13 protein-coding genes are annotated in these 21,635 nt (G+C 60.0%); 9 read left to right on the top strand and 4 right to left on the bottom strand.

The genetic code is table 11. The features are described from left to right. A complete protein-coding gene (locus tag EFB14_RS21180; RefSeq protein WP_126828702.1) occupies positions 1-1,821 on the top strand; it encodes a glycosyltransferase in 1,821 nt (606 codons plus the stop codon). A gap of 292 nt (positions 1,822-2,113) precedes the next feature. Here the strand turns inward: EFB14_RS21180 and EFB14_RS21185 are convergent, their stop codons facing one another. Continuing rightward, complete coding sequence (locus tag EFB14_RS21185) at positions 2,114-2,893, bottom strand: response regulator transcription factor (protein ID WP_126828705.1); 780 nt, start codon at positions 2,891-2,893, stop codon at positions 2,114-2,116. Positions 2,894-3,443: 550 nt separating this feature from the next. Between EFB14_RS21185 and EFB14_RS21190 the strand changes: the two genes are divergently transcribed. From EFB14_RS21190 to EFB14_RS21215, 6 genes are read left to right on the top strand one after another with little or no spacing between them, the layout of a single operon-like run. Continuing rightward, complete coding sequence (locus EFB14_RS21190) at positions 3,444-3,950, top strand: acyltransferase (protein ID WP_126828707.1); 507 nt, start codon at positions 3,444-3,446, stop codon at positions 3,948-3,950. After that, positions 3,947-4,984, top strand: a complete 1,038-nt coding sequence (locus EFB14_RS21195; protein ID WP_126828709.1) for a Gfo/Idh/MocA family protein — start codon at positions 3,947-3,949, stop codon at positions 4,982-4,984. The genes EFB14_RS21190 and EFB14_RS21195 overlap by 4 nt, the downstream gene beginning before the upstream one ends. Then, positions 4,981-6,084: a DegT/DnrJ/EryC1/StrS family aminotransferase gene (locus EFB14_RS21200; protein WP_126828712.1), complete on the top strand. Its 1,104-nt coding sequence runs from the start codon at positions 4,981-4,983 to the stop codon at positions 6,082-6,084. The genes EFB14_RS21195 and EFB14_RS21200 overlap by 4 nt, the downstream gene beginning before the upstream one ends. Then, positions 6,074-6,793, top strand: coding sequence for an acyltransferase (locus EFB14_RS21205; RefSeq protein WP_126828714.1), 720 nt, complete (start codon positions 6,074-6,076; stop codon positions 6,791-6,793). The genes EFB14_RS21200 and EFB14_RS21205 overlap by 11 nt, the downstream gene beginning before the upstream one ends. Then, complete coding sequence (locus EFB14_RS21210) at positions 6,790-7,761, top strand: NAD-dependent epimerase/dehydratase family protein (protein ID WP_125844203.1); 972 nt, start codon at positions 6,790-6,792, stop codon at positions 7,759-7,761. The genes EFB14_RS21205 and EFB14_RS21210 overlap by 4 nt, the downstream gene beginning before the upstream one ends. Next, on the top strand, positions 7,758-8,975 hold the full coding sequence (locus EFB14_RS21215; protein ID WP_126828716.1) for a DegT/DnrJ/EryC1/StrS family aminotransferase: 1,218 nt from the start codon (positions 7,758-7,760) through the stop codon (positions 8,973-8,975). The genes EFB14_RS21210 and EFB14_RS21215 overlap by 4 nt, the downstream gene beginning before the upstream one ends. Before the next feature lie 72 nt (positions 8,976-9,047). Here the strand turns inward: EFB14_RS21215 and EFB14_RS21220 are convergent, their stop codons facing one another. Both EFB14_RS21220 and EFB14_RS21225 read right to left on the bottom strand, forming a co-directional pair. After that, the gene (locus EFB14_RS21220) at positions 9,048-10,556 is read right to left on the bottom strand and encodes an O-antigen translocase (protein ID WP_126828718.1); all 1,509 of its coding nucleotides are present in this window, start codon (positions 10,554-10,556) and stop codon (positions 9,048-9,050) included. A gap of 136 nt (positions 10,557-10,692) precedes the next feature. Beyond that, the gene (locus tag EFB14_RS21225) at positions 10,693-12,018 is read right to left on the bottom strand and encodes a polysaccharide biosynthesis/export family protein (protein WP_183604891.1); all 1,326 of its coding nucleotides are present in this window, start codon (positions 12,016-12,018) and stop codon (positions 10,693-10,695) included. A gap of 574 nt (positions 12,019-12,592) precedes the next feature. Between EFB14_RS21225 and EFB14_RS21230 the strand changes: the two genes are divergently transcribed. Beyond that, positions 12,593-19,624 (top strand): DUF4082 domain-containing protein, encoded by a 7,032-nt coding sequence (locus EFB14_RS21230; protein WP_126828722.1) that lies wholly within the window; start codon positions 12,593-12,595, stop codon positions 19,622-19,624. Positions 19,625-19,725: 101 nt separating this feature from the next. Continuing rightward, positions 19,726-20,910: a GTP-binding protein gene (locus EFB14_RS21235; protein ID WP_126828724.1), complete on the top strand. Its 1,185-nt coding sequence runs from the start codon at positions 19,726-19,728 to the stop codon at positions 20,908-20,910. A gap of 102 nt (positions 20,911-21,012) precedes the next feature. Here the strand turns inward: EFB14_RS21235 and EFB14_RS21240 are convergent, their stop codons facing one another. Beyond that, on the bottom strand, positions 21,013-21,363 hold the full coding sequence (locus EFB14_RS21240; RefSeq protein ID WP_245438275.1) for a hypothetical protein: 351 nt from the start codon (positions 21,361-21,363) through the stop codon (positions 21,013-21,015). Positions 21,364-21,635 lie beyond the last annotated feature (272 nt).

Genomic DNA, 21,635 nt, shown 5'->3' on the forward strand with positions numbered 1-21,635 from the left:
ATGAACAGTATCGACACTCATCGCAAACCGAAGCTCGTTTTCTTTCAATGGGATCATCAGCCCAATGCAAACGCAGCCGGTTACCTGCTGCTGCATATGCAGCAGCAGGTCAAATGCCTCAGCACGCACTTTGATGTCGTCGTCGTAAACCGTGACTGTGATTACGCAGAGATATGTGAAAGGTACGAGCCGGATCTGACGTTGTTTGAGAGCGGCTACCGGTCACACGGCTCACGGCGGATAAGAATCACCAATACCAGTGCTTACGCCGGCGTTCCGAAACTGGGACTTCATAACGCCGATCCATGGTGCGACCGGCGTAGCGGCTTCCTCTCCGATATGGAGCAGTGGGGCATCGAGACATATTTCTCTATTGCGACCCTGGCTCCGGAATATATGCCGGAGCTGAAGGACAACCTGTTCGTCTGGCCGAATTTCATCGATCCCGAAGTCTTTCAAGACTATCACCATCACAAGATCATACCTGTGACGCTCACGGGCCAGGTCAACGGCCTTTACCCCTGGCGGCAGAAGGTCTTTCCGATCATCCGCGACCACTACCCCTGCCTCGTTTCGCCGCAACATAGCTATGAGAGCAAGCTTGCCTCCCAGCTGCTGTCAGGAGAGGCCTATGCGCGCGCGCTCAACGCCAGCCTCTTCGTGCCGACATGTGGAACCATGGCCGGCGAAGTCGTGCGAAAGCATTTTGAGATACCCGCGGCGAATTCCTGTCTCGTGACGGAACGAACGGCCGGGCTGCAGGCTGCCGGCTTTGTCGACATGGAGAATTGCGTCTTTACCGACCACCGCGACGTGGTTGAACGATTAGAATACCTCCTTGCCCATCCCGCCGAGATACAGCGCATTTCGGCGGCGGGTCATAGTTTGGTCCACGCGCGTCACACGCTGAACCACAGACCCCAAATATATCAATGGTTCATGCTGAACAGAGGCCTGCGATCTGGCGAAAAGATCATCCAGCTCGGGCCTTTCGCCGATCTGATAAAGGTCGAACGCACCTCACAGCAAGAGAGCATCCATGTTGTTGGCGAGGCGAGCGATCGCGCCTTGCTGAAGCAGGGCGATTTGCTTCTCGAGCAGGGCAGGGTGGAGGAGGCCAAGTGCTGCTACCTCAGCTGTCTGGGCTATGTGTCCTATCTGCCGGAGGCTAAACTCCGTCTTGCCATCTGCGCATTGCGCGAGGGCGATGCTGATCACGCCTATGACCTTATGGTGAACCTGATCACGATAACGATGATCGACTATGGGGCGACTGACCCGGATCCGATCGAATGGGCTTATTTCCTCCTTGCTTTGGTCTGCAAGGGGCATTTCGAACGGGCGCGGAGGTTGCAGGACTTCTATCCGTGCCTGTCCCACGACGAACTCAGGCGCGTGCGCCTCATCCTCGAGCAGCCGGGCGATCGGGCTGCTTCAGGAAGGCCTCGGAATGATCGAAAAAGCATCCACCAGCTTCCCAGGCGCAGCGATCACGAATGGCTTTCATGGGTTGCCGATATTCTTGAGCGTTGTCAGAAGCCGGATCTTGCGAACGCTCTTCGTCATGTCCCCGTTGCCGTGACCGAAACTGGCGAGCGTGTGGGATCTCGACGCTTCAAACGTGATCTTGGCTGGCCCCTGCGATTCTTCCTGGGCATAGATGGCCTGATGATCAAACTGCGTCTGAACAGCCTAAGGCCGAACGTGCCACCTTTGCCGGAGTTCCGATATGTCAGGTATCTTGCAAGGGGCCTGGTTCCCCGTTCACAAAGAACTCGGTTGCGCAAGATCCGAATGGCGCTTTCCAGGCCTTCTTCGTGATCGCTGGCAATTGACTTATGTACGCGAGGCGGCCTCACCAGCGAAGCCGCGCGTCACGACTTCCGCAAACTCCGGCCGATGCTGCACGGCCTGACGCAACGCGGCGCTAAAGCGCGCCGCATCGAACTGGATTCGTGCAACGCGCTTTAGCTCTTTGTTTTCACGCCTGTCGGCATTCTTCCGGGCGACATGAATCGGATCGCTGCTTCGGCGGCAAATTCGCTTTGGCCGCCGAGGACAGTTTAAGGCAAGATGTGCTTGTGAGGTGAAAGAGACTTGATTGGCTGCGCTATCAGCACAGTTCCCTGTTCATCCCCGAGCCGGCGAGACTATCGGGATAGAGATCGTTGAGCTTGAACACGACCTCGGTCCTATTCGTTGCCTTGACCTTTTTCATGATGTTGCGAACATGCACCTTGACGGTGCTTTCCCGCAGATTGAGCTCATAGGCAATGATCTTGTTTGCCTTTCCGCGCCGCAGTGCCGCTACGACTTCGGCCTGACGATCTGTGAATATCCCGGCCATCGGGTGCACTGTCGAGCTGCTCGACTGCAGCAAGTGACGCATGGCGAACAGGGCGCTTGCGGGAACGAAAAGTCCTCCTGCTACCGATAGCGCGATCAGCTCCATGCAGACGCTAATGCTGACGGTGGCCGGTATGTAGCCCTTGGCTCCAAAGTCGATCGCCCTGACGATTTGGGCGAAATCGTCGCTATCAGCCAATATGATGACCGGTGTCGACGCAAATTCGGACGAAAGGTTCTTGATCTGCTCCGAAACGACAGGATCGTCGACCATCCTGCCACCGACGTTCAAGATGATTGCCGAAAGTGGAGGATATTCTTCGCGCTTTTGCTTCCACTCCTCAATGGATCCAAACGCAAGAACAAGAAAATCTTTCGTGTTGGCGGCCATGCATTGCGCAAGGCAGTGCCGGTCAAGCTCCCTCTTGTCAAGAATGACAAGTGAATGTTTTGGACCTGACGGCCGGGCAAGCACTGCCGAACCGTTTTCTATCTCTATGGGAAGAGATATGTTTTCCTGTCTATGGTTTATATTTACTGAATCCAAAGCCCGATCCTCCCGAGTTTTTTCACGCCCTAAACCAAAAGTCGAATATTCATACCCCTTGTAAACAAGGGAGTTTTTTTAGCAAAAGTGCTGATTTAATACCACACTTCCGTGGTTCTAACAGTAACCAATAGTGGCTACCCCAAGACTTAAGTCCCATAATACGGTTTAAGTTTTTAAACTGATCATTCAGTTTCTAAGTCGTTGGCATGTCTCTATATGAAGCTGCCGTATATATTCAATTGACTTCGCTAAACCCATGTAAACCATACCCGTCTTCGGTTTATGGACGGAATCGAACGGGGCGTGATCTTTCGTCGTCGCTGGGCGATGACCATAAACTTCGGCATGCGATCCTCATCCAACCTTCGTAAGCCCCTACTCCTTTAGGAGGATTAGTTTAAACGTTTTGTTTCTTTACTTGAGTGGAGAAAACAATTCTTTTTGAAGGGGAAGAAATATTTCGCTCTGCTGAAACGAAACCTTGGATGCATCATGCGGCCATCGTTTTTCAGCCAAAAGCGGGGCTTGTTGAAGGGGTGCAGGCGTAATGATTGCATCGAACGTTAAGCTGGATGATGACTGCGTCATCCATCATCGAGATCTCGTGAATCTCTACGGGTGCACGATCGGCGCGAGAACGCGCATCGGCACCTTCGTTGAAATCCAGAAAAACGTCCTCGTCGGAAAAGACTGCAAGATCTCCAGCCATTCCTTCCTATGCGAAGGCGTGACGCTGGAAGACGGCGTTTTCATCGGCCATGGGGTCATGTTCACCAATGACACGTACCCGCGCGCCGTCAATTCGGATGGCGGTCTGCAGACCGAAGCCGACTGGGTCGTCATCCCCACTCTGGTCAAGCGCCACGCGTCGATCGGCAGCAACGCCACCATTCTGCCTGGCGTGATCATCGGAGAGGCCGCGCAGGTCGGCGCCGGCGCTGTCGTAACCAAGGATGTGCCCGACGGCGCCATTGTCGTCGGCGTTCCGGCCAGGATCATCGGTCGCGTTCATGACCGATCAGTCAACATGCAAGCGTTGGGAGAAGTGCAATGATCGGTATCGCCGTTGTTGGGTATGGGTACTGGGGTCCGAATCTGGTTCGCAACATCTCGGAAGCGGCCGGCGCGCAGCTCATTTCAGTCTGTGATCTCAATGTCGAACGGTTGGCGGCTGTCAAAAGTCGCTACCCCGCAGTGACGATCACCGATGATTTCGAGGAAGTCCTGCGCGATCCAAGAGTGGATGCCATCGCTATCGCGACGCCGGTCTTCACCCATTTCAAGCTCGCAATGCAGGCGATGATGGCCGGAAAGCATGTCTTCGTCGAAAAACCGATGGCTTCGACGACGGAGGAAGCCTCGCGGATGGTCGAGGAAGCTGCGCGCCGACGCCTCGTGCTGGCCGTGGATCATACCTTCGTCCACACCGGCGCCGTCCGCAAGATGCGCGAACTGGTCGAAAGCGGCCTGGGGGACATGTATTATTACGACTCCGTTCGGGTCAATCTGGGGCTCTTCCAGCACGATGTCAGCGTTATCTGGGATCTTGCGGTGCATGATCTCTCCATCCTGGACCATGTTGTGCAGGAAAGGCCGGTGGCAGTTTCAGCGACGGGCATGAGCCATGTGCTCGGCGAGCCGGAGAACATCGCCTATCTGACGCTCTTCTTCGAAAGCAAGCTTATCGCCCACGTCCACGTCAATTGGCTGGCACCGGTCAAGGTGCGCCGCACGCTGATCGGCGGCAGCAACAAGATGGTCGTTTACGACGATCTGGAGCCCAGCGAAAAAATCAAGGTTTACGACAAGGGCATCACGCTAAACCCGAATTCTCAGGCCTATGGCGAGAACGTGCATCAGATGATGGTCGGCTACCGCAGCGGCGACATGTGGGCGCCCAAGCTCGATATGACCGAGGCATTGAAACGCGAACTGGATCAGTTCGTCGAGTGCATCGAGCAGAGTTCGCGCCCCATTACGGACGGCCAGGCCGGACTACGTGTCGTTCGCATCCTTGAAGCAGCAAGCCGGTCGCTCGCCCAGCGCGGTCGTATCATCGAGCTCGAAGAGGCGAGGCGCATTGCATGATCCCGTTCCTGGACCTGAAAGCACAATATCAATCGATCAAGAGCGAAATCGACGCCGCCGTGCTCGGCGTCCTGGCCTCGGGGCAATACGTCCTGGGGGAGGAAGTCATCCGCCTTGAGCAGGAATTCGCGGACTATTGCAACGTCAAGCATGCGATCGCCGTCAATACAGGGACGAGCGCTTTGCATCTGTCCCTTCTTGCGGCGGGCGTCGGGCCCGGCGATGAAGTCATCACCGTGCCATTCACCTTTGTCGCGACCGTATCGGCGATCTGCTATGCAGGTGCACGACCGGTCTTCGTCGATGTCGAGCCCGTGACGCTCACGATGGATCCGGCTCAGCTCGAGGCAAAGATTACGCCCCGGACAAAGGCCATTATTCCCGTCCATCTCTACGGTCAGATGGCCGAGATGGACACGATCAAAGCGATTGCCGACCATCACCGGATACCGGTCATCGAGGACGCCTGCCAAGCGCACGGAGCGCAATACAAAGGCTCGCGCGCCGGCAGCATCGGCACATCAGGCTGCTTCAGCTTCTATCCCGGCAAAAATCTCGGCGCCTGCGGCGAGGGGGGTATCGTCGTTACGAACAGCGACGAACAAGCCAAGACGATGCGCATGCTGCGCGACTGGGGTCAGGAACAGCGCTATCACCACCTGCTGAAGGGCTTCAACTATCGCATGGATGCCATTCAGGGTGCGATCCTGCGCGTCAAGCTCCGGCATCTCGAAGCCTGGACCGAAGCGCGACGCGCCCATGGCCGCCGCTACTCGTCGCTGCTTGGCGGCTCGGCAAATTTAACGACGCCTGTCGAGAAAGCCGACCGTCGCCACGTCTACCACGTCTATGCCATCAGAAGCCGCGATCGCGACGAGCTTCAGCGTGTCCTGAGCGCGGAGGGCATTCAGTCCGGGCTGCACTATCCGATCCCGGTTCATCTGCAGAAGGCCCATGCCGACCTTGGTTACCAGACCGGCGATTTCCCAATCTCGGAAGCCGCCGCACGGGAGGTCCTCTCGCTGCCGATCTATCCCGAGATGCCGGTGTGGCACGTCGATCAGGTGGCCGCCGCGCTGGAGTACGCCTATGTCAGCTGATCGTGCGGGCGAGGCCCGGGTCGTGCAGGCGGTCCACGGCCGTCATGGAGCGCCGGTAGATCCTGCCTACCTGGCCGGGTTGGCCGAAGAGCTCAGGCAATCATACGGGCGCGCTGGCTTGATCGAACTTTACGGTCGTTTCGCCAGCGGTGACGGTGTCGTCGACACCCTGATGCGGAAAGCCATCTGGCAAGCTATCGCCCGGCGTTGCGGCACGGGGCTGCAGGTCGCAGGCGGTGCCGGTTTCAAACACCCTGAAACGTTCGAAATCGGCAATGGCGTGTTCATCGGCGCCCAGGCCTATATCCAGGGGCGCTTCGACGGCACCTGCGTGATCGGCGATAATGTCTGGATCGGCCCGATGGCCTATTTCGACGCGCGCGACCTGGTGATTGAGGATTCCGTCGGCTGGGGGCCTGGCGCGAAGGTGCTTGGCTCGACCCACACGGCGCTACCCGTGGATGTTCCCATCATTCGCACGGATCTCGAAATCAAGCCGGTCCGCATCGGCGCATGGGCCGATATCGGCACCAACGCCACAATTCTTCCCGGCGTGAGCATCGGGAAGGGGGCGATCGTCGGAGCGGGCGCCGTCGTTGTCTCCGATGTCGAACCGTTTTCAGTTGTCGCCGGTGTGCCGGCGAAGTTCATACGCTGGCGCACGGAGGCCGATCCTGTGCTGGATATATCGCATGGAGGAAGATCGTGAGAAATCAGCGAGTACTCATTACCGGCGGAGCCGGCCTGATCGGGTCGCATATTGCCGATCTCGTCGCATTGGAAAAGCCGCGTGAGATCATCATCCTCGACAATTTCGTGCGCGGACGCCGGGATAATCTCAGCACGGCAATATCAAGTGGCTCCGTCAACATCATCGAGGGGGATATCCGCGACAGAGCGCTGCTTGCAAAAACCTTCGAGGGCGTCGACATCGTCTTTCATCAGGCGGCCATCCGCATTACGCAATGCGCGGAAGATCCGCGGCTCGCCTTCGATGTTCTGGCCGAGGGCACGTTCAATGTTCTCGAAGCCGCCGTCAAGGCAGGCGTGTCGAAGGTCGTTGCAGCCTCTTCTGCCTCCGTGTTGGGGCTCGCCGAAAGCTTCCCGACGACCGAGCAGCATCATCCCTACAATAACCGGACAATCTACGGCGCGGCCAAGACGTTCAACGAGGGGCTGCTTCGCAGCTTCGCTGACATGTACGGCCTGCGCTATATCGCGCTACGTTATTTCAACGTCTACGGGCCGCGAATGGACGTTTACGGCGCCTATACGGAGGTTCTGATCCGCTGGATGGAGCGCCTGGCGGCCGGAATGCCGCCCCTCATCTATGGAGATGGCAGCCAGACGATGGACTTCGTCGATGCACGCGACATCGCGCGGGCAAACATTCTCGCCGCGAAGAGCGACGTCACGGACGAAGTCTTCAATGTCGCGAGCGGCCAGGAAATAAGCCTCCTGGAACTCGCTCAGATGCTGAGCAGCGTTATGGGCGTTTCACTCGAGCCACAGCACAAAGAGGCCCGGACCGTCAACGGCGTAACCCGCCGTCTCGCCGATATCAGCAAGGCCGAACGGCTCCTCGGTTTCAAGGCGGAGATATCAATGGAACAGGGGCTTCGCGATCTCGTTGCCTGGTGGCAGCAGCAGACCGTCGCGGGGGGAGCGGCAGCATGAGCTCACCTCAATCCACAATTCCCGTCGCCAAACCCGTCCTCGGAGAGGAAGAGGCCGAGGCCACGCGTCGCGTCATTCTGTCGGGATGGGTGACGCAGGGACCCGAGGTCGCGGCTTTCGAGAGCGAATTTGCATCCTTTGTAGGCGCTCCGCATGCCTGCGCCGTTTCCAACTGCACGACCGCGCTTCATCTCGCCTTGATGGCGGTCGGCGTCAGCGCCGGCGATGAAGTCATCACGGTCAGCCATTCGTTCATCGCCACCGCGAACGCTGTTCGCTACTGCGATGCCGTGCCCGTCTTCGTCGATATCGAGCCGGATGGCTACAATATCGACCCCAGCTTGATCGAAGCGGCAATCACGCCCCGCACCAAGGCAATTCTCTGCGTGCATCAACTCGGCATGCCTTGTGATCTCCACTCCATCGTGGAGATCGGGAAGCGCCACTCGATACCGGTTATCGAAGATGCGGCCTGTGCGACGGGAAGCGAAATCCTCTGGGAAGGGCGTTGGGAAAAGATTGGCAAACCGCATGGCGACATTGCATGCTTCTCCTTCCATCCCCGAAAGGTCGTCACCACGGGTGATGGCGGTATGCTGACGACTGTGAATCCGGAATATGACCGGAAATTCCGGCTGTGGCGTCAGCATGGCATGAGCGTCACCGACGCTGTCCGCCACGGCTCGAAGCAGGTGATCTTCGAGGACTATGATGAGCTGGGCTACAACTACCGTATGACCGACCTCCAGGCCGCTGTCGGACGGGTGCAGCTGCGGCGGCTGCCGGAACTGATTGCCCAGCGACGGCGAATTGCCTCGCAGTATTGCGAGCGTCTGTCGGCGATCCCAGGTCTGTCGATTCCGGCCGAGCCCCGCTGGGCACGCAGCAACTGGCAAAGCTTCTGCGTGAGATTGTCTGATGAGATCGACCAGCGGGCAGTCATGCAGGCGCTGCTCGATCAAGGGATATCGACCCGACGCGGTGTGATGAACATTCATCTGGAAGGCGCCTATGCCGATCAGAGCTCCCATCGCGCCGCCACCAGCCTGACGCGAAGCGTATCGGCGCAGCGGCAAACCGTCATCCTGCCGCTTTATGCTCAGATGACGGAGGTTGAGATCGTCAGGGTCGTGGAGACATTGCGCCAGGCCGTCGCTGACGCCAGCACCGGGCGCATTGTCCGTCAGCCCGAGCAGGACGCCGTACCTGCCTGAAGGGATACCTGCAGACTGCGGAATAGGGATACAATATCAGGAAAGCGCGTATCATCTGATGCGCGCTTTTTCTTATGCGGATTTTGTGATCCATCCTCTGACGATTGCGGGCATCGACTCCGGTGGAAGCAGTGCGACCAGCATGCGCAGCGAGTAAAGCCCGGTCACAACAACGGCGACGCAGCCGATCGCCATCGCCGACCATGGCGGCAAGAGCAAAAAGGCCGAGACGACCAATCCCGATGCGGGCAGGAAGAGAAGCGCGTGCCTGCAATTGGCGGTCGACCAGCGAAAGCCGGTGAGCCGCCGCACGATCACGTAGATCAGAATACTATGCCAGATATAGAGGCCGAAAAACGCCATGCCGGCCCCTGTGGTGCCGAGCTTCGATACCAAGAGCCAGGCCAGCCCCACATGCACCAAAGTCGCAGCGACCTCCGTCCAGAAGAAAATAGTCTGCGCACCCTTCGCCAGGACGATGAAACCCATCGGCCAGGCGACAATCCTGAGCATCATCCCAAGGCAGATCCAGCGCAGAAGATCCACAGCCCCATGAAACTCCGCGGAATAGAACAAACTCATCACGAGCGGCGCCAGGGTCAACGTGGCGATCAGACCGGGGCCAGCCAGCAATATGCTGATTTCCGCCTGCTCATTGACCAGCCGGTTGCACTCGGCATGATTGTTCGCGATTGCGGTCAGGCGCGGATAGAAGTCCGTTCCCATCGCCTGCAGGATGAAACCGGCGTAGAGACCGCCAAGCGCCCAGGCCGCCTGGTACAATCCCGCCGCGACCACGCCCCCTTCGTTCAGCACGATAATGCGGATGGCATAGGCCGCGCCGAAGGTCAGAAGTCCGCTTGCCATGAAAACGACGCCGAGCCTGAACAGGGCTTTCGCTTCCCCGCCGAACTCGCGCGCCGACATCGGCGGCGGCTGCGTGGATATTTGTTTGCTGTACCACCAGGTGGGAAGGACCGAGACGGCCGCGATCGCCACGAGAGAGGGTGCGATCGCCTTTTCGCCGAACAGATAGATCAACGGAATGCTGACGATCGTGGCGAAGAGCCCTGACAGCACGTTGATGCGGGCAAGATTTGCAATGCCTCGCAAGCCCTGGATCAACGCAGCTTGCCCGGCAGCCATGAGCCGAAAGAATACGGCCAGGGAGAGCAGCACAATGGCGCCGGCGTGCTGGTAGTCGCCGAAGGTGAATTTCGAGACCGGAAATGCCAGCGCCGCAAGCAAAAGCCCGCCAAGCAACCCGAGCACCACCGAGATGCGTCTGAGCGCCGTCGCCGACCGCGCGATCCTCTCTTCGTCGCCGGCGCCCGCCGCCTCGGCGACCCGGCGCACACCGCTGCTGCTCACGCCCAAACCAGCTATCGCCTGCGCGATATCGAGGATTGCCCCGTAAAGGCCGAGAAGCCCCACGCCTTCAGGACCGAGCAGAACGGCGAGCGCCTTGTTGCGAATGATGCTAAGGGCGACATTAACAAGCGAGGAACCGCCCATCAGCATCGTCGATTTGAGGATTTGGGTATAAGTCTGACCGCTGGGCGGGATCATACGCAGGTTCATCACTCAACCCTAGCTGCCAGGTTAATTTCAGGCCGGTCCATATCAAGAGCGATTTCTTTGAGGCAGACGGCCTGAGCGCCTTGGTGGCGCTCGAACCTCCGCTCCCACGTTGTTGAGAACACGTGCACGCCGCGGTTCACTGGCCGGCTCGATCTGCAAGCGTTTGGGACTCGAAAGATGGGCTTGTGTCGGCCTGAGGCGAATTGTCCAAAATGTGCGGCTGAATGACCCTCACCACATCGCCCGGTGCCAGCGCCGTCGTTTCCGAGGCTTGGAACTGATTGATTTGTCCTGCGTTCCGACGGGTCACGCTAAAGGTAAGCGGGAGGTCGTCGGTAAGGCTCTTGACGCTGTCATTGCTCCCAAGGTCCGCGATGAGCAGCTTCTGTAGTGTTTCGCGCTTCAGCTTGAATTGATCGAGACTTGCCCGTTCGGATTGTGCTTCGGTCGCCACTTCGCTCCGGCGTGCGTCGTAAAGCCCCTCGAGATTCCTAGTTGTCTCGCTGATCGCCTGGCGGCCCCGCATGACGGCGGTGACAAGGTCGAGCTTGTCGGAGCGGTAAGTCGTCAGCAACCGTTCCAGATCCATCTGCCGTGACGAGATCGTCAGGCCTTTCTGGACCAGGGACTTGACGCTGACCAACTGGTCCTCGACCGATTTGATATTGTCGTCTGCGCCCGACAGTTTCTCTTCCAACGTCGATATTTCCTTGATCAAAAGATCGCGTAATTCCGTAAACGCCCTTGATTGCCTGTCCATCGCATTGGCGCGAGCCCGAAAGATAACCCTTTCCTCGTTGTATATCCCGGCAGCAAATTGCTGATCGACGTCGGTCGTCTGGTCGAAGGTAATCTCGTCGGCTTCATCCATCTCCGCCTGGAGTCGCGCCAATCTCGCGGTGCTGCGCAGGATCGAGTGATCGATTTCGCGCAACTCCCCTACGATCTGGATCGAATGCGTTTGCTGCTCCTCTTTGGCGCGACGCGGCCCGCCGCTCATTGCCAGGGATTGCAGGACGGTAAGTCCGGGGCGGAAACTGTACTGCCCAGGCGTGGTTACGTCTCCGACGACGTAGATCGGCGGGTATTCGAGAATTTCGATGGTGACCGCCGGCGCCTGAACCAAGCCGATTTTTTCCTGCAGACGCCTGGCTATCTCGTTTGTGAGGTCGGCGTTATCTAGATTGCCGATGGAAAGGGTTCCAAGAAACGGCAAAAGGACCGTGCCGTCATCCGACACCGTGTATTCGCCGCCAAGCGCATCCCATCGTTCATATTGGCCCCTGGATTGCATCCATTGGACGATCGTCAGGCGGATCTTCGTTTGTGGAGCCAAGGTTTGTGGAGCCGGGGGCGCGCTGTCGGCGAGAGCCGGCGGCACAGCTCCTGCAAGAAATACGAGTGCTCCGATGACAGCTGTCGCACGAAAAAAGAGGTGGAGCGTGCGGTGCGATGAATTCATGTACATATCTCGCCTGCAAACATCCTTAAACGGATGCCGGTCCAATGCCTTGACGCTACTCGACGGCCGGACGGCAGGTCCGAATCCGCATCGTTAGTGTGCAGCCTGGCGAAGCCTTGAGGAAGGTGGAGGCCGTTTGCTTTGCCTCATCATTATTGATGAGGTGGGGGCGGATGCTTCACCCTGTATCGAACGGAAGCATATATCCCTGCGCGGCAAAGAGGCATTACCCTGGAAAATCAAAGGTTATGCACGCAGAAATAGGCGCGCTCGCCGTGAGGGACGGCGAGCGGGTACGGAGTTGGACCGACCCGTGCCCGATCGAAGACGCCGCGATCCCAAAGGCTTTTGCCATCACCCGAACCGGTCCAGTACACGATTTTGTGACTTCACGTGTCTCGCCCATTTCTTGGCCATGCGGCACGGCCGTTCCAAAAGGATGCAGCCGATAGAGCAAAAGGCGTAGGATATACTCGCTTCTTTTTCGACTATACTTCAGTGCCTCGTATGAAGCGATTTCGTATGAAGCGAACCTCATAGATTGATCCTCATAATCTCGCGAGAGGTACCCGCTATGTATCGCAACGCTCGCCGCTGGACTTCGCGCTCACTCCTGGTGGATTCGTTGATTCCCCGATGGTTCACTGTCGGCGGAGGCGGAAAGGAAAGGCCGCGCAAGCCTGCCGAACCGCGCGAGGATAGTGCTCAGCTTGCGGCCTCGGTGCAAACTGCGACTGGAACCAATCAGGGCGCCCTTGTCGACGATCCCCATAAGGACGATCCCCATAAGGATGCGGTGCTCAGCGAGCATGACGTTGGACAGACAGCGGGCGTGAACGTCGACGCGGACGGTCGGGCCGACGATAGGCTCGTAGCGCCGCCCTTGCCTGACACTTTCAAAATCAATCGCGAAATGGGAGAGCGCAGCGGTGATCTGGCCGCATCCGCATCATCCGCTCATACGCCGGGTTTTGCACATTTCGCGCCGGATGCGGACAGAGTTGCGTTCGGGGCGACACCATCCCTTCCGCGCGCCTACGCTGGAATGAGCTTCATAGGCGACGATCCTCTGGCTTCGTATTTGCCGCAAGGCCCTGCACCGACAGCTTCAGGGCAAGATTCTGCTGCCGTGGGGGGCGAACGTTCTCACTCGGGCAAGGTCGTCATTCTCGAATCGACGCCATCAGCGCAGTCTACTGCGCATCATGCTGGAGCCGCGCTGGCGGTTGGCATGCCCTATGGTGTGTGCGGATGCGGCTACTATACCTCCCCCACGCGGATTCTCGATTGGGCCCACGGCAGCGGCCTGCTTCAGCAGGACGGTCAGTTGCCGGGGACCAAATTTACCGACGGGCCGGATTATGTGTCGACGATCAAGAAGGCCATCGGCGCATCGGTCAGTGATCCGCTTGTCGATCGTGACGTATCCTCGTTCGCGGGCTGGCGCGGAACCGCAGAGTGGACGAACTCGGCGATCTCCAACGGATCATTGCCCGGCGGCGGAGAGATGGGAACGGGAACCGGCACCAAGGGTAGAGCTGTCCTTTCCGGCTCGGTGACGACACCACCTGCACCTTCTGCGCAGCGGTCGTTGGCAACGCAAGATCTGGCGGCCGCCGCGGTGGCGAGCAATGCGATCGTGCTGGAAAACCAGAAGCAGGGCAATCCGGAGAGCGAGTGGGGCATCAGCGGTTCTGGCAGCACCAACATCGAGGGGTTTGCGACCGACATCAGCGTCGACAACGGCAACACGGTCAGCTTCAAGATCAATACGAATTCCACCAACTATCGGATTGATATCTATCGGCTCGGCTATTATGGCGGCATGGGTGCCCGCAAGGTCACGACCATACAGCATACCGGATTGCAGACGCAGCCCAATCCGCTGCGCAATGCCACGACCGGCACGGTGGACGCCGGCAACTGGGCCGTCTCGGCGTCCTGGACCGTACCAAGTGATGCCGTCTCGGGCGTCTATATCGCCAAGCTCGTGCGCCAGGACGGCACCTTCGGCGAAAATCAAATCCCGTTCATCGTGCGCGATGACGCCAGCCACAGCGACATCGTCTTCCAGACCGCAGACGAGACCTGGCAAGCTTACAACGGCTGGGGTGGCGCAAACTTCTATGGCGGCAACGGCCCGGCGACGGGGCAGGGGGCAGGCCGCGCCTATGCGCTCAGCTACAACAGGCCGATTGCGACCCGCGACGGGGTCGGCACCTATGCCGGCCCGCAGGACTATTTGTTCGGCGCCGAATATGCGGGCATCTACTGGCTGGAACAGAACGGCTATGACGTCTCTTATATGTCGGGCCTCGACGTCGACCGCTATGGCAGCCTATTGCTCAATCACAAGACCTATGTCGATGCCGGGCACGACGAATACTGGTCGGGACAGCAGAGAACCAATGTCGAAGCCGCACGCGATGCGGGCGTCAACCTGATGTTCTGGAGCGGCAACGAGGTCTATTGGCGTACCCGTTGGGGCAATGCCTACAGCGCCGACGGAACACCTTATCGCACGCTGATCTCCTACAAGGAGACATGGGGCCCTCCGGGTACCAGCCTCGATCCTACCAATGAATGGACAGGCACCTTCCGCGACCCACGCCTCAGCCCGCCTGCCATCGGCGGCGGCAATCCCGAGAACTCGCTGACCGGCCAATTGTTCAAGGTCGACGATGTCGGCGGCAATCTTGGCGCGATCAAGGTTGCCTATGATGATGCCAACCTGCGCTTCTGGCGCAATACGAGCGTCGCAAACCTTCAACCCGGCCAGACGGCAACGCTCACCAAGAATTATCTTGGTTACGAGTGGGATGAAGCGCCTGACAATGGCTTCGATCCGGCCGGGCTCGTAAAACTGTCATCGACGACGCTGCCCGTCAGCACCTATTTGCTCGACTACGGAAATACGACCGGCAGTGCGAACGCGACCCACAATCTGACACTCTACCGCGCCCCCAGCGGTGCGCTGGTGTTCGGCGCCGGTACGGTTTATTGGACATGGGGCCTGAGCGACAATCACGATAACGAGGCGACCCCGACCGATCCTCGCGTGCAGCAGGCAATGGTCAATCTGCTTGCCGATATGGGCATTCAGCCGGGGACGCTGCAATCCGGGCTTACTGCAACGACGGCTTCGTCGGACCATGTTGCGCCGACCTCCACTATCACGGTACCTGCCACGGTGACCGCTGGATCCACCGTGACGATTTCGGGCACCGCTGCCGATACGGGCGGCGGGGTCATCGCCAGCGTCGAGGTTTCGACCGACAATGGCGCGAGCTGGCATCCGGCGACAGGCGATGAGAACTGGACTTATAGCTGGGTGCCGGCGATCGCCGGTACCTACACGATCCGGTCGCGGGCGGTGGACGACAGCATCAATCTCGAGACACCCTCGGCGGGACGCACCGTCACCGTCACCGGGCCGACTTTTACATCACTCTTCGGTGGCGCGACGCCCGCGGTCGTCAACACCGACGATGCTGCAGCCGTCGAACTCGGGGTCAAATTCCAGTCCTCCGTGGCGGGCACGGTCAGCGGCATTCGGTTTTACAAGAGCAGCCTGGATACAGGCACACATACCGGGTCACTCTGGTCAAGCACGGGTACGCGACTTGCGACCCTCACCTTCACCAACGAGACTGCGAGCGGCTGGCAGAACGCTTCTTTCACGAGCCCGGTGACGTTGACAGCCGGACAGACCTATACGGCATCTTACCATACGAATGTCGGCAACTATTCGACGACCGCCAACTACTTCCTCTCCAATGTGACGAGTGGCCCGCTGACGGCGCCGGCAAGCGGCAACGGCGTCTATAACTATGGCAATAGCGCGTTCCCGACGACCAGCTTCGACCAGACGAACTATTGGGTCGATGTGATGTTCAATCCCTCGAATGCGAACAACACGACGCCGACGGCGGTTGCCGATGCGGGGGATGCGACCGAGAAGGGCGGTGTCGCCAATGGTTCGGGTGGTGTGGTTGCCAGCGGCAACGTGCTGACCAACGACACCGATCCGGATGCTGGCGACACCAAAACGGTGAGTGCGGTCAGCTTCGGCGCGACGTCGGGCACGCTCGGCTCGGCGCTGAACGGCACTTATGGCAGTCTCGTTCTCAATGCATCGGGTACCTATACCTATACGATCAACGAGACCAATTCAGCCGTCCAGGCGCTACGCCTGTCGACCAACACGCTGAACGATGTCTTCAGCTACACGATGCGTGATACCGCCGGGGCCACCGCCACGGCAAATCTGACCGTCACCATCCATGGCGCCAATGACGCGCCGGTGCTGGCCGTCCAGACGGCGACCCAGAATGCCGCCGTCGGCTCGGCCTTCTCCTACGTGCTGCCGACGACCACCTTCTCCGATGTCGACAGCGGCGAGACGCTGGCCTACGCGGCAACGGCTGCCGACGGCACCGCACTTCCCTCCTGGCTGAGCTTCAATGCCTCGACGCGGACATTCTCCGGCACGCCGACGACAGGCGGGACCTATGGCGTCAAGGTGACCGCGACAGACCTCGGCGGCCTTGCCGCCAACGAGACCTTCAACATCGCCGTGTCGGTGCCCGGCAACACGACGCCGACGGCGGTTGCCGATACGGGGGATGCGACCGAGAAGGGCGGTGTCGCCAATGGTTCGGGTGGTGTGGTTGCCAGCGGCAACGTGCTGACCAACGACACCGATCCGGATTCCGGCGACACCAAGACGGTGAGCGCAGTCAGCTTCGGCGCGACCTCAGGCACGCTCGGCTCGGCGCTGAACGGCACTTACGGCAGCCTCGTGCTCAATGCATCGGGCACCTATACCTATACGATCAACGAGACCAATTCCGCCGTGCAGGCGCTACGCCTGTCGACCAACACGCTGAACGATGTCTTCAGCTACACGATGCGTGATACCGCCGGCACCACCGCCTCGGCAAACCTCACCATCACCATCCATGGCGCCAATGACGCGCCGGCGCTCGCCGTCCAGACGGCGACCCAGAATGCCACCGTCGGCTCTGCCTTCTCCTTCGTGGTGCCGACGACCACCTTCTCCGATGTCGACAGCGGCGAGACGCTGACCTATTCGGCAACGGCTGCCGACGGCACCGCATTGCCTTCCTGGCTTGCCTTCAACGCCACGACGCGCACCTTCTCCGGCACGCCGACGACAGTAGGCAACTATGGCGTCAAGGTCACGGCAACCGATATCGGCGGCCTCTCGACCAACGAGACTTTCACGATCGCCGCAGCGGCGGGGCCATCGACCTACAGCCTGTTCTCCGCCTCCAGCACGCCGGCCCAGACGAACCTCAATGACGGTCAGCAACTCGAGCTCGGCGTCAAGTTCCAGTCGAACGTCGCCGGCGACATTACCGGCATCAGGTTCTACCGCAGCGCCAACGACAACGGCCAGAACGTCGTCGACCTGTGGAGCTCCACGGGCACCAAGCTTGCCACCGCCACCTTCACCACCACCACGGCGAGCGGCTGGCAGACGGCGAACTTCACGACGCCCTTCACCATTGCCGCCAACACCGTCTATGTCGCCTCCTACCACACGACAGGCGCATACGTGGCGACCGCTAATTTCTTTACCGCTGCCGCCACCAGCGGCCCGCTGACAGCGCCAGCCAGCGGCAATGGCGTCTACCGCTATGGCGGCTCCGCCACCGCAGGCATTTTCCCGAACGCCACTTTCAGCGCCACCAATTACTGGGCCGACGTGGTCTTTCGTCCCTCGAATGCGAACAACACGACGCCGACGGCGGTTGCCGATACGGGTGATGCGACCGAGAAGGGCGGTGTCGCCAATGGTTCGGGTGGTGTGGTTGCCAGCGGCAACGTGCTGACCAACGACACCGATCCGGATGCTGGCGACACCAAAACGGTGAGTGCGGTCAGCTTCGGCGCGACGTCGGGCACGCTCGGCTCGGCGCTGAACGGCACTTATGGCAGTCTCGTTCTCAATGCATCGGGTACCTATACCTATACGATCAACGAGACCAATTCAGCCGTCCAGGCGCTACGCCTGTCGACCAACACGCTGAACGATGTCTTCAGCTACACGATGCGTGATACCGCCGGGGCCACCGCCACGGCAAATCTGACCGTCACCATCCATGGCGCCAATGACGCGCCGGTGCTGGCCGTCCAGACGGCGACCCAGAATGCCGCCGTCGGCTCGGCCTTCTCCTACGTGCTGCCGACGACCACCTTCTCCGATGTCGACAGCGGCGAGACGCTGGCCTACGCGGCAACGGCTGCCGACGGCACCGCACTTCCCTCCTGGCTGAGCTTCAATGCCTCGACGCGGACATTCTCCGGCACGCCGACGACAGGCGGGACCTATGGCGTCAAGGTGACCGCGACAGACCTCGGCGGCCTTGCCGCCAACGAGACCTTCAACATCGCCGTGTCGGTGCCCGGCAACACGACGCCGACGGCGGTTGCCGATACGGGGGATGCGACCGAGAAGGGCGGTGTCGCCAATGGTTCGGGTGGTGTGGTTGCCAGCGGCAACGTGCTGACCAACGACACCGATCCGGATTCCGGCGACACCAAGACGGTGAGCGCAGTCAGCTTCGGCGCGACCTCAGGCACGCTCGGCTCGGCGCTGAACGGCACTTACGGCAGCCTCGTGCTCAATGCATCGGGCACCTATACCTATACGATCAACGAGACCAATTCCGCCGTGCAGGCGCTACGCCTGTCGACCAACACGCTGAACGATGTCTTCAGCTACACGATGCGTGATACCGCCGGCACCACCGCCTCGGCAAACCTCACCATCACCATCCATGGCGCCAATGACGCGCCGGCGCTCGCCGTCCAGACGGCGACCCAGAATGCCACCGTCGGCTCTGCCTTCTCCTTCGTGGTGCCGACGACCACCTTCTCCGATGTCGACAGCGGCGAGACGCTGACCTATTCGGCAACGGCTGCCGACGGCACCGCATTGCCTTCCTGGCTTGCCTTCAACGCCACGACGCGCACCTTCTCCGGCACGCCGACGACAGTAGGCAACTATGGCGTCAAGGTCACGGCAACCGATATCGGCGGCCTCTCGACCAACGAGACTTTCACGATCGCCGCAGCGGCGGGGCCATCGACCTACAGCCTGTTCTCCGCCTCCAGCACGCCGGCCCAGACGAACCTCAATGACGGTCAGCAACTCGAGCTCGGCGTCAAGTTCCAGTCGAACGTCGCCGGCGACATTACCGGCATCAGGTTCTACCGCAGCGCCAACGACAACGGCCAGAACGTCGTCGACCTGTGGAGCTCCACGGGCACCAAGCTTGCCACTGCCACCTTCACCACCACCACGGCGAGCGGTTGGCAGACGGCGAACTTCACGACGCCCTTCACCATTGCCGCCAACACCGTCTATGTCGCCTCCTACCACACGACAGGCGCCTACGTGGCGACCGACAGCTTCTTCACCGCTGCCGTCACCAACGGTCCGCTGACGGCGCCGGCAAGCGGCAATGGCCTCTATGCCTATGGCGGCTCCGCCACCGCAGGTCTCTTCCCGACCAGCACCTTCAATTCAGCGAACTACTATGCCGATGTGGTCTTCCGACCGCAGCTTGCCGCATGACGGATCGAGGAGGTCGGGAACCGGATCGGAATGAGGCTCATACGACGCAAATGCTCGCCGCGGCGCTGGTCGCCCCGCACGTCCATGTCCGAGAGGCGTCGATGAACGGGATCGACCGGCTACCCGTGACAGTGCTCACCGGCTTCCTCGGCGCCGGCAAGACGACGCTTCTCAGCCACGTGCTGATGAATCGTCAGGGCCTGCGGGTCGCCGTCATTGTCAACGATATGAGCGAAGTGAACATCGACGCCAGTCTCATCCGAGACGGCGGCTGCAACCTCTCGCATACGACGGAGACATTGATCGAGCTCAGCAATGGCTGCATATGCTGCACCCTGCGCAACGACCTCCTGACGGAGGTGCGGCGACTGGCCGAAGAGGGGCGATACGATTATCTGTTGATCGAGGGGACCGGCATTGCCGAGCCATGTCCGATCGCGGCAACCTTTTCCTTCCGCGACGAGAACGGCGTCTCGCTCGCCGATTTCGCCAGCCTCGACACAATGGTCACCGTGGTCGACGCTGCAAACCTGTTAGCCGACTATAGCAGTGCCGATCTGCTTGCCGACCGCGGCATGCAGCGTGACGGTGAGGACCGGCGCACACTCATCGACCTGTTGGTGGATCAGATCGAGTTTGCCGATGTTGTCGTGATCAACAAGATCTCGGAGGCGAGCGAAGAGATCCGCGCTGATGTCCGCAAGATCGTTGCCGCGCTCAACCCGGATGCGCGCCAGGTGGAAACGGACTTCGGCAAGGTTTCTCTGGCAACCATCCTCAATACGGGCCTCTTCGATGAAGCAAAGGCTGCCGCACACCCGCTGTGGCACAAGGAACTGTACAGCCCGGGCGACCATGTGCCGGAAACGGAGGAATACGGGGTGTCGAGCTTTGTCTACCGCACGAGGCGTCCCTTCGACCCCATGCGGTTTCGAGCATTCCTGGACGAGCCCTGGCCGGGGGTGATGCGTGCCAAAGGCCACTTCTGGCTTGCCACGCGCCCGCGTCATGTGGGCCTGATGTCGGCTGCCGGCGTCCAACGGCGCTGCGAGCCCATGGGACTGTGGTGGGCAGCCGTGCCCCGGCAGGACTGGCCGAACCATCAGCAGTTTCGTCAGCATCTCGAGAGCCGGTGGGACAGCGCCTGGGGCGACCGTCGGCAGGAGCTCGTGTTCATCGGTGTTGATATGGACGAGACAGGTGTGCGGACCGCACTGGACGGATGCCTCGCCAGCGCCGATCCGCGCGACTGGGCCACGCTCGAAGATCCGTTTCCGGCCTGGTAGCGCGGGCGGCGCAGGACAACGTAACCGGCTCGAGCAGCCGGTCCGGCCCAGAATTCCTTTTCAACCAGCGTCAGCCACCTAGGTCGGCACCCTTGCCCATCGTCACGGCTTGGTTCGGCAGCCACTTGCCAGGCGAGATATCTGGTCTCGCGCACCCGTAAGTTCAAAGCCGGTGCTGTAATCTATCTCACCGGCCTTGATGGCGAACATAGTGGCGAAATCGGCGCCAGATGTCAGGGCGGCAAGCAGCTTCGGATGCTTTGAGAGAACAATCGTTCGCCGATCGGAACTGTTCCCGTCGAGGCGGATCGTCTCTTTGTACCTCCCAATCTCGAAGCGCGCCAATCGCAGGCCGTTATCACCAACAGTGGCATCGCCAATCTCGAAGATGAGACCGTTCTTGGCGTCGCACCGGACCATATAACAAGCCTCGATATCGCTCGCATCAATCATTGAGCATGTTCCGACCGCTCCGGCATGCGAACCGGTGAGCTTAACCCATGGAGCGGGCGGCTCGACTTCCTGTGCGAGCGCAGGCGATGCCGCAAGGCACGCGCCAAACACACACGCTGTCACGCCAACCACGCCTGCGACTACCGGTCTGCTGAACCTCATCCTATCCTCGTTTTTCTACGACGTTGCGAGCCCAATAGCGTCTCGACTTGGAGGCGCTTGTCAAGGTCGATTGAGAGCCGGTGGGCCGGGCATCTCCAGCCCGGAAAGGC

This window comes from Rhizobium fabae, assembly GCF_003985135.1.
GTDB classification, from domain to species: domain Bacteria; phylum Pseudomonadota; class Alphaproteobacteria; order Rhizobiales; family Rhizobiaceae; genus Rhizobium; species Rhizobium pisi.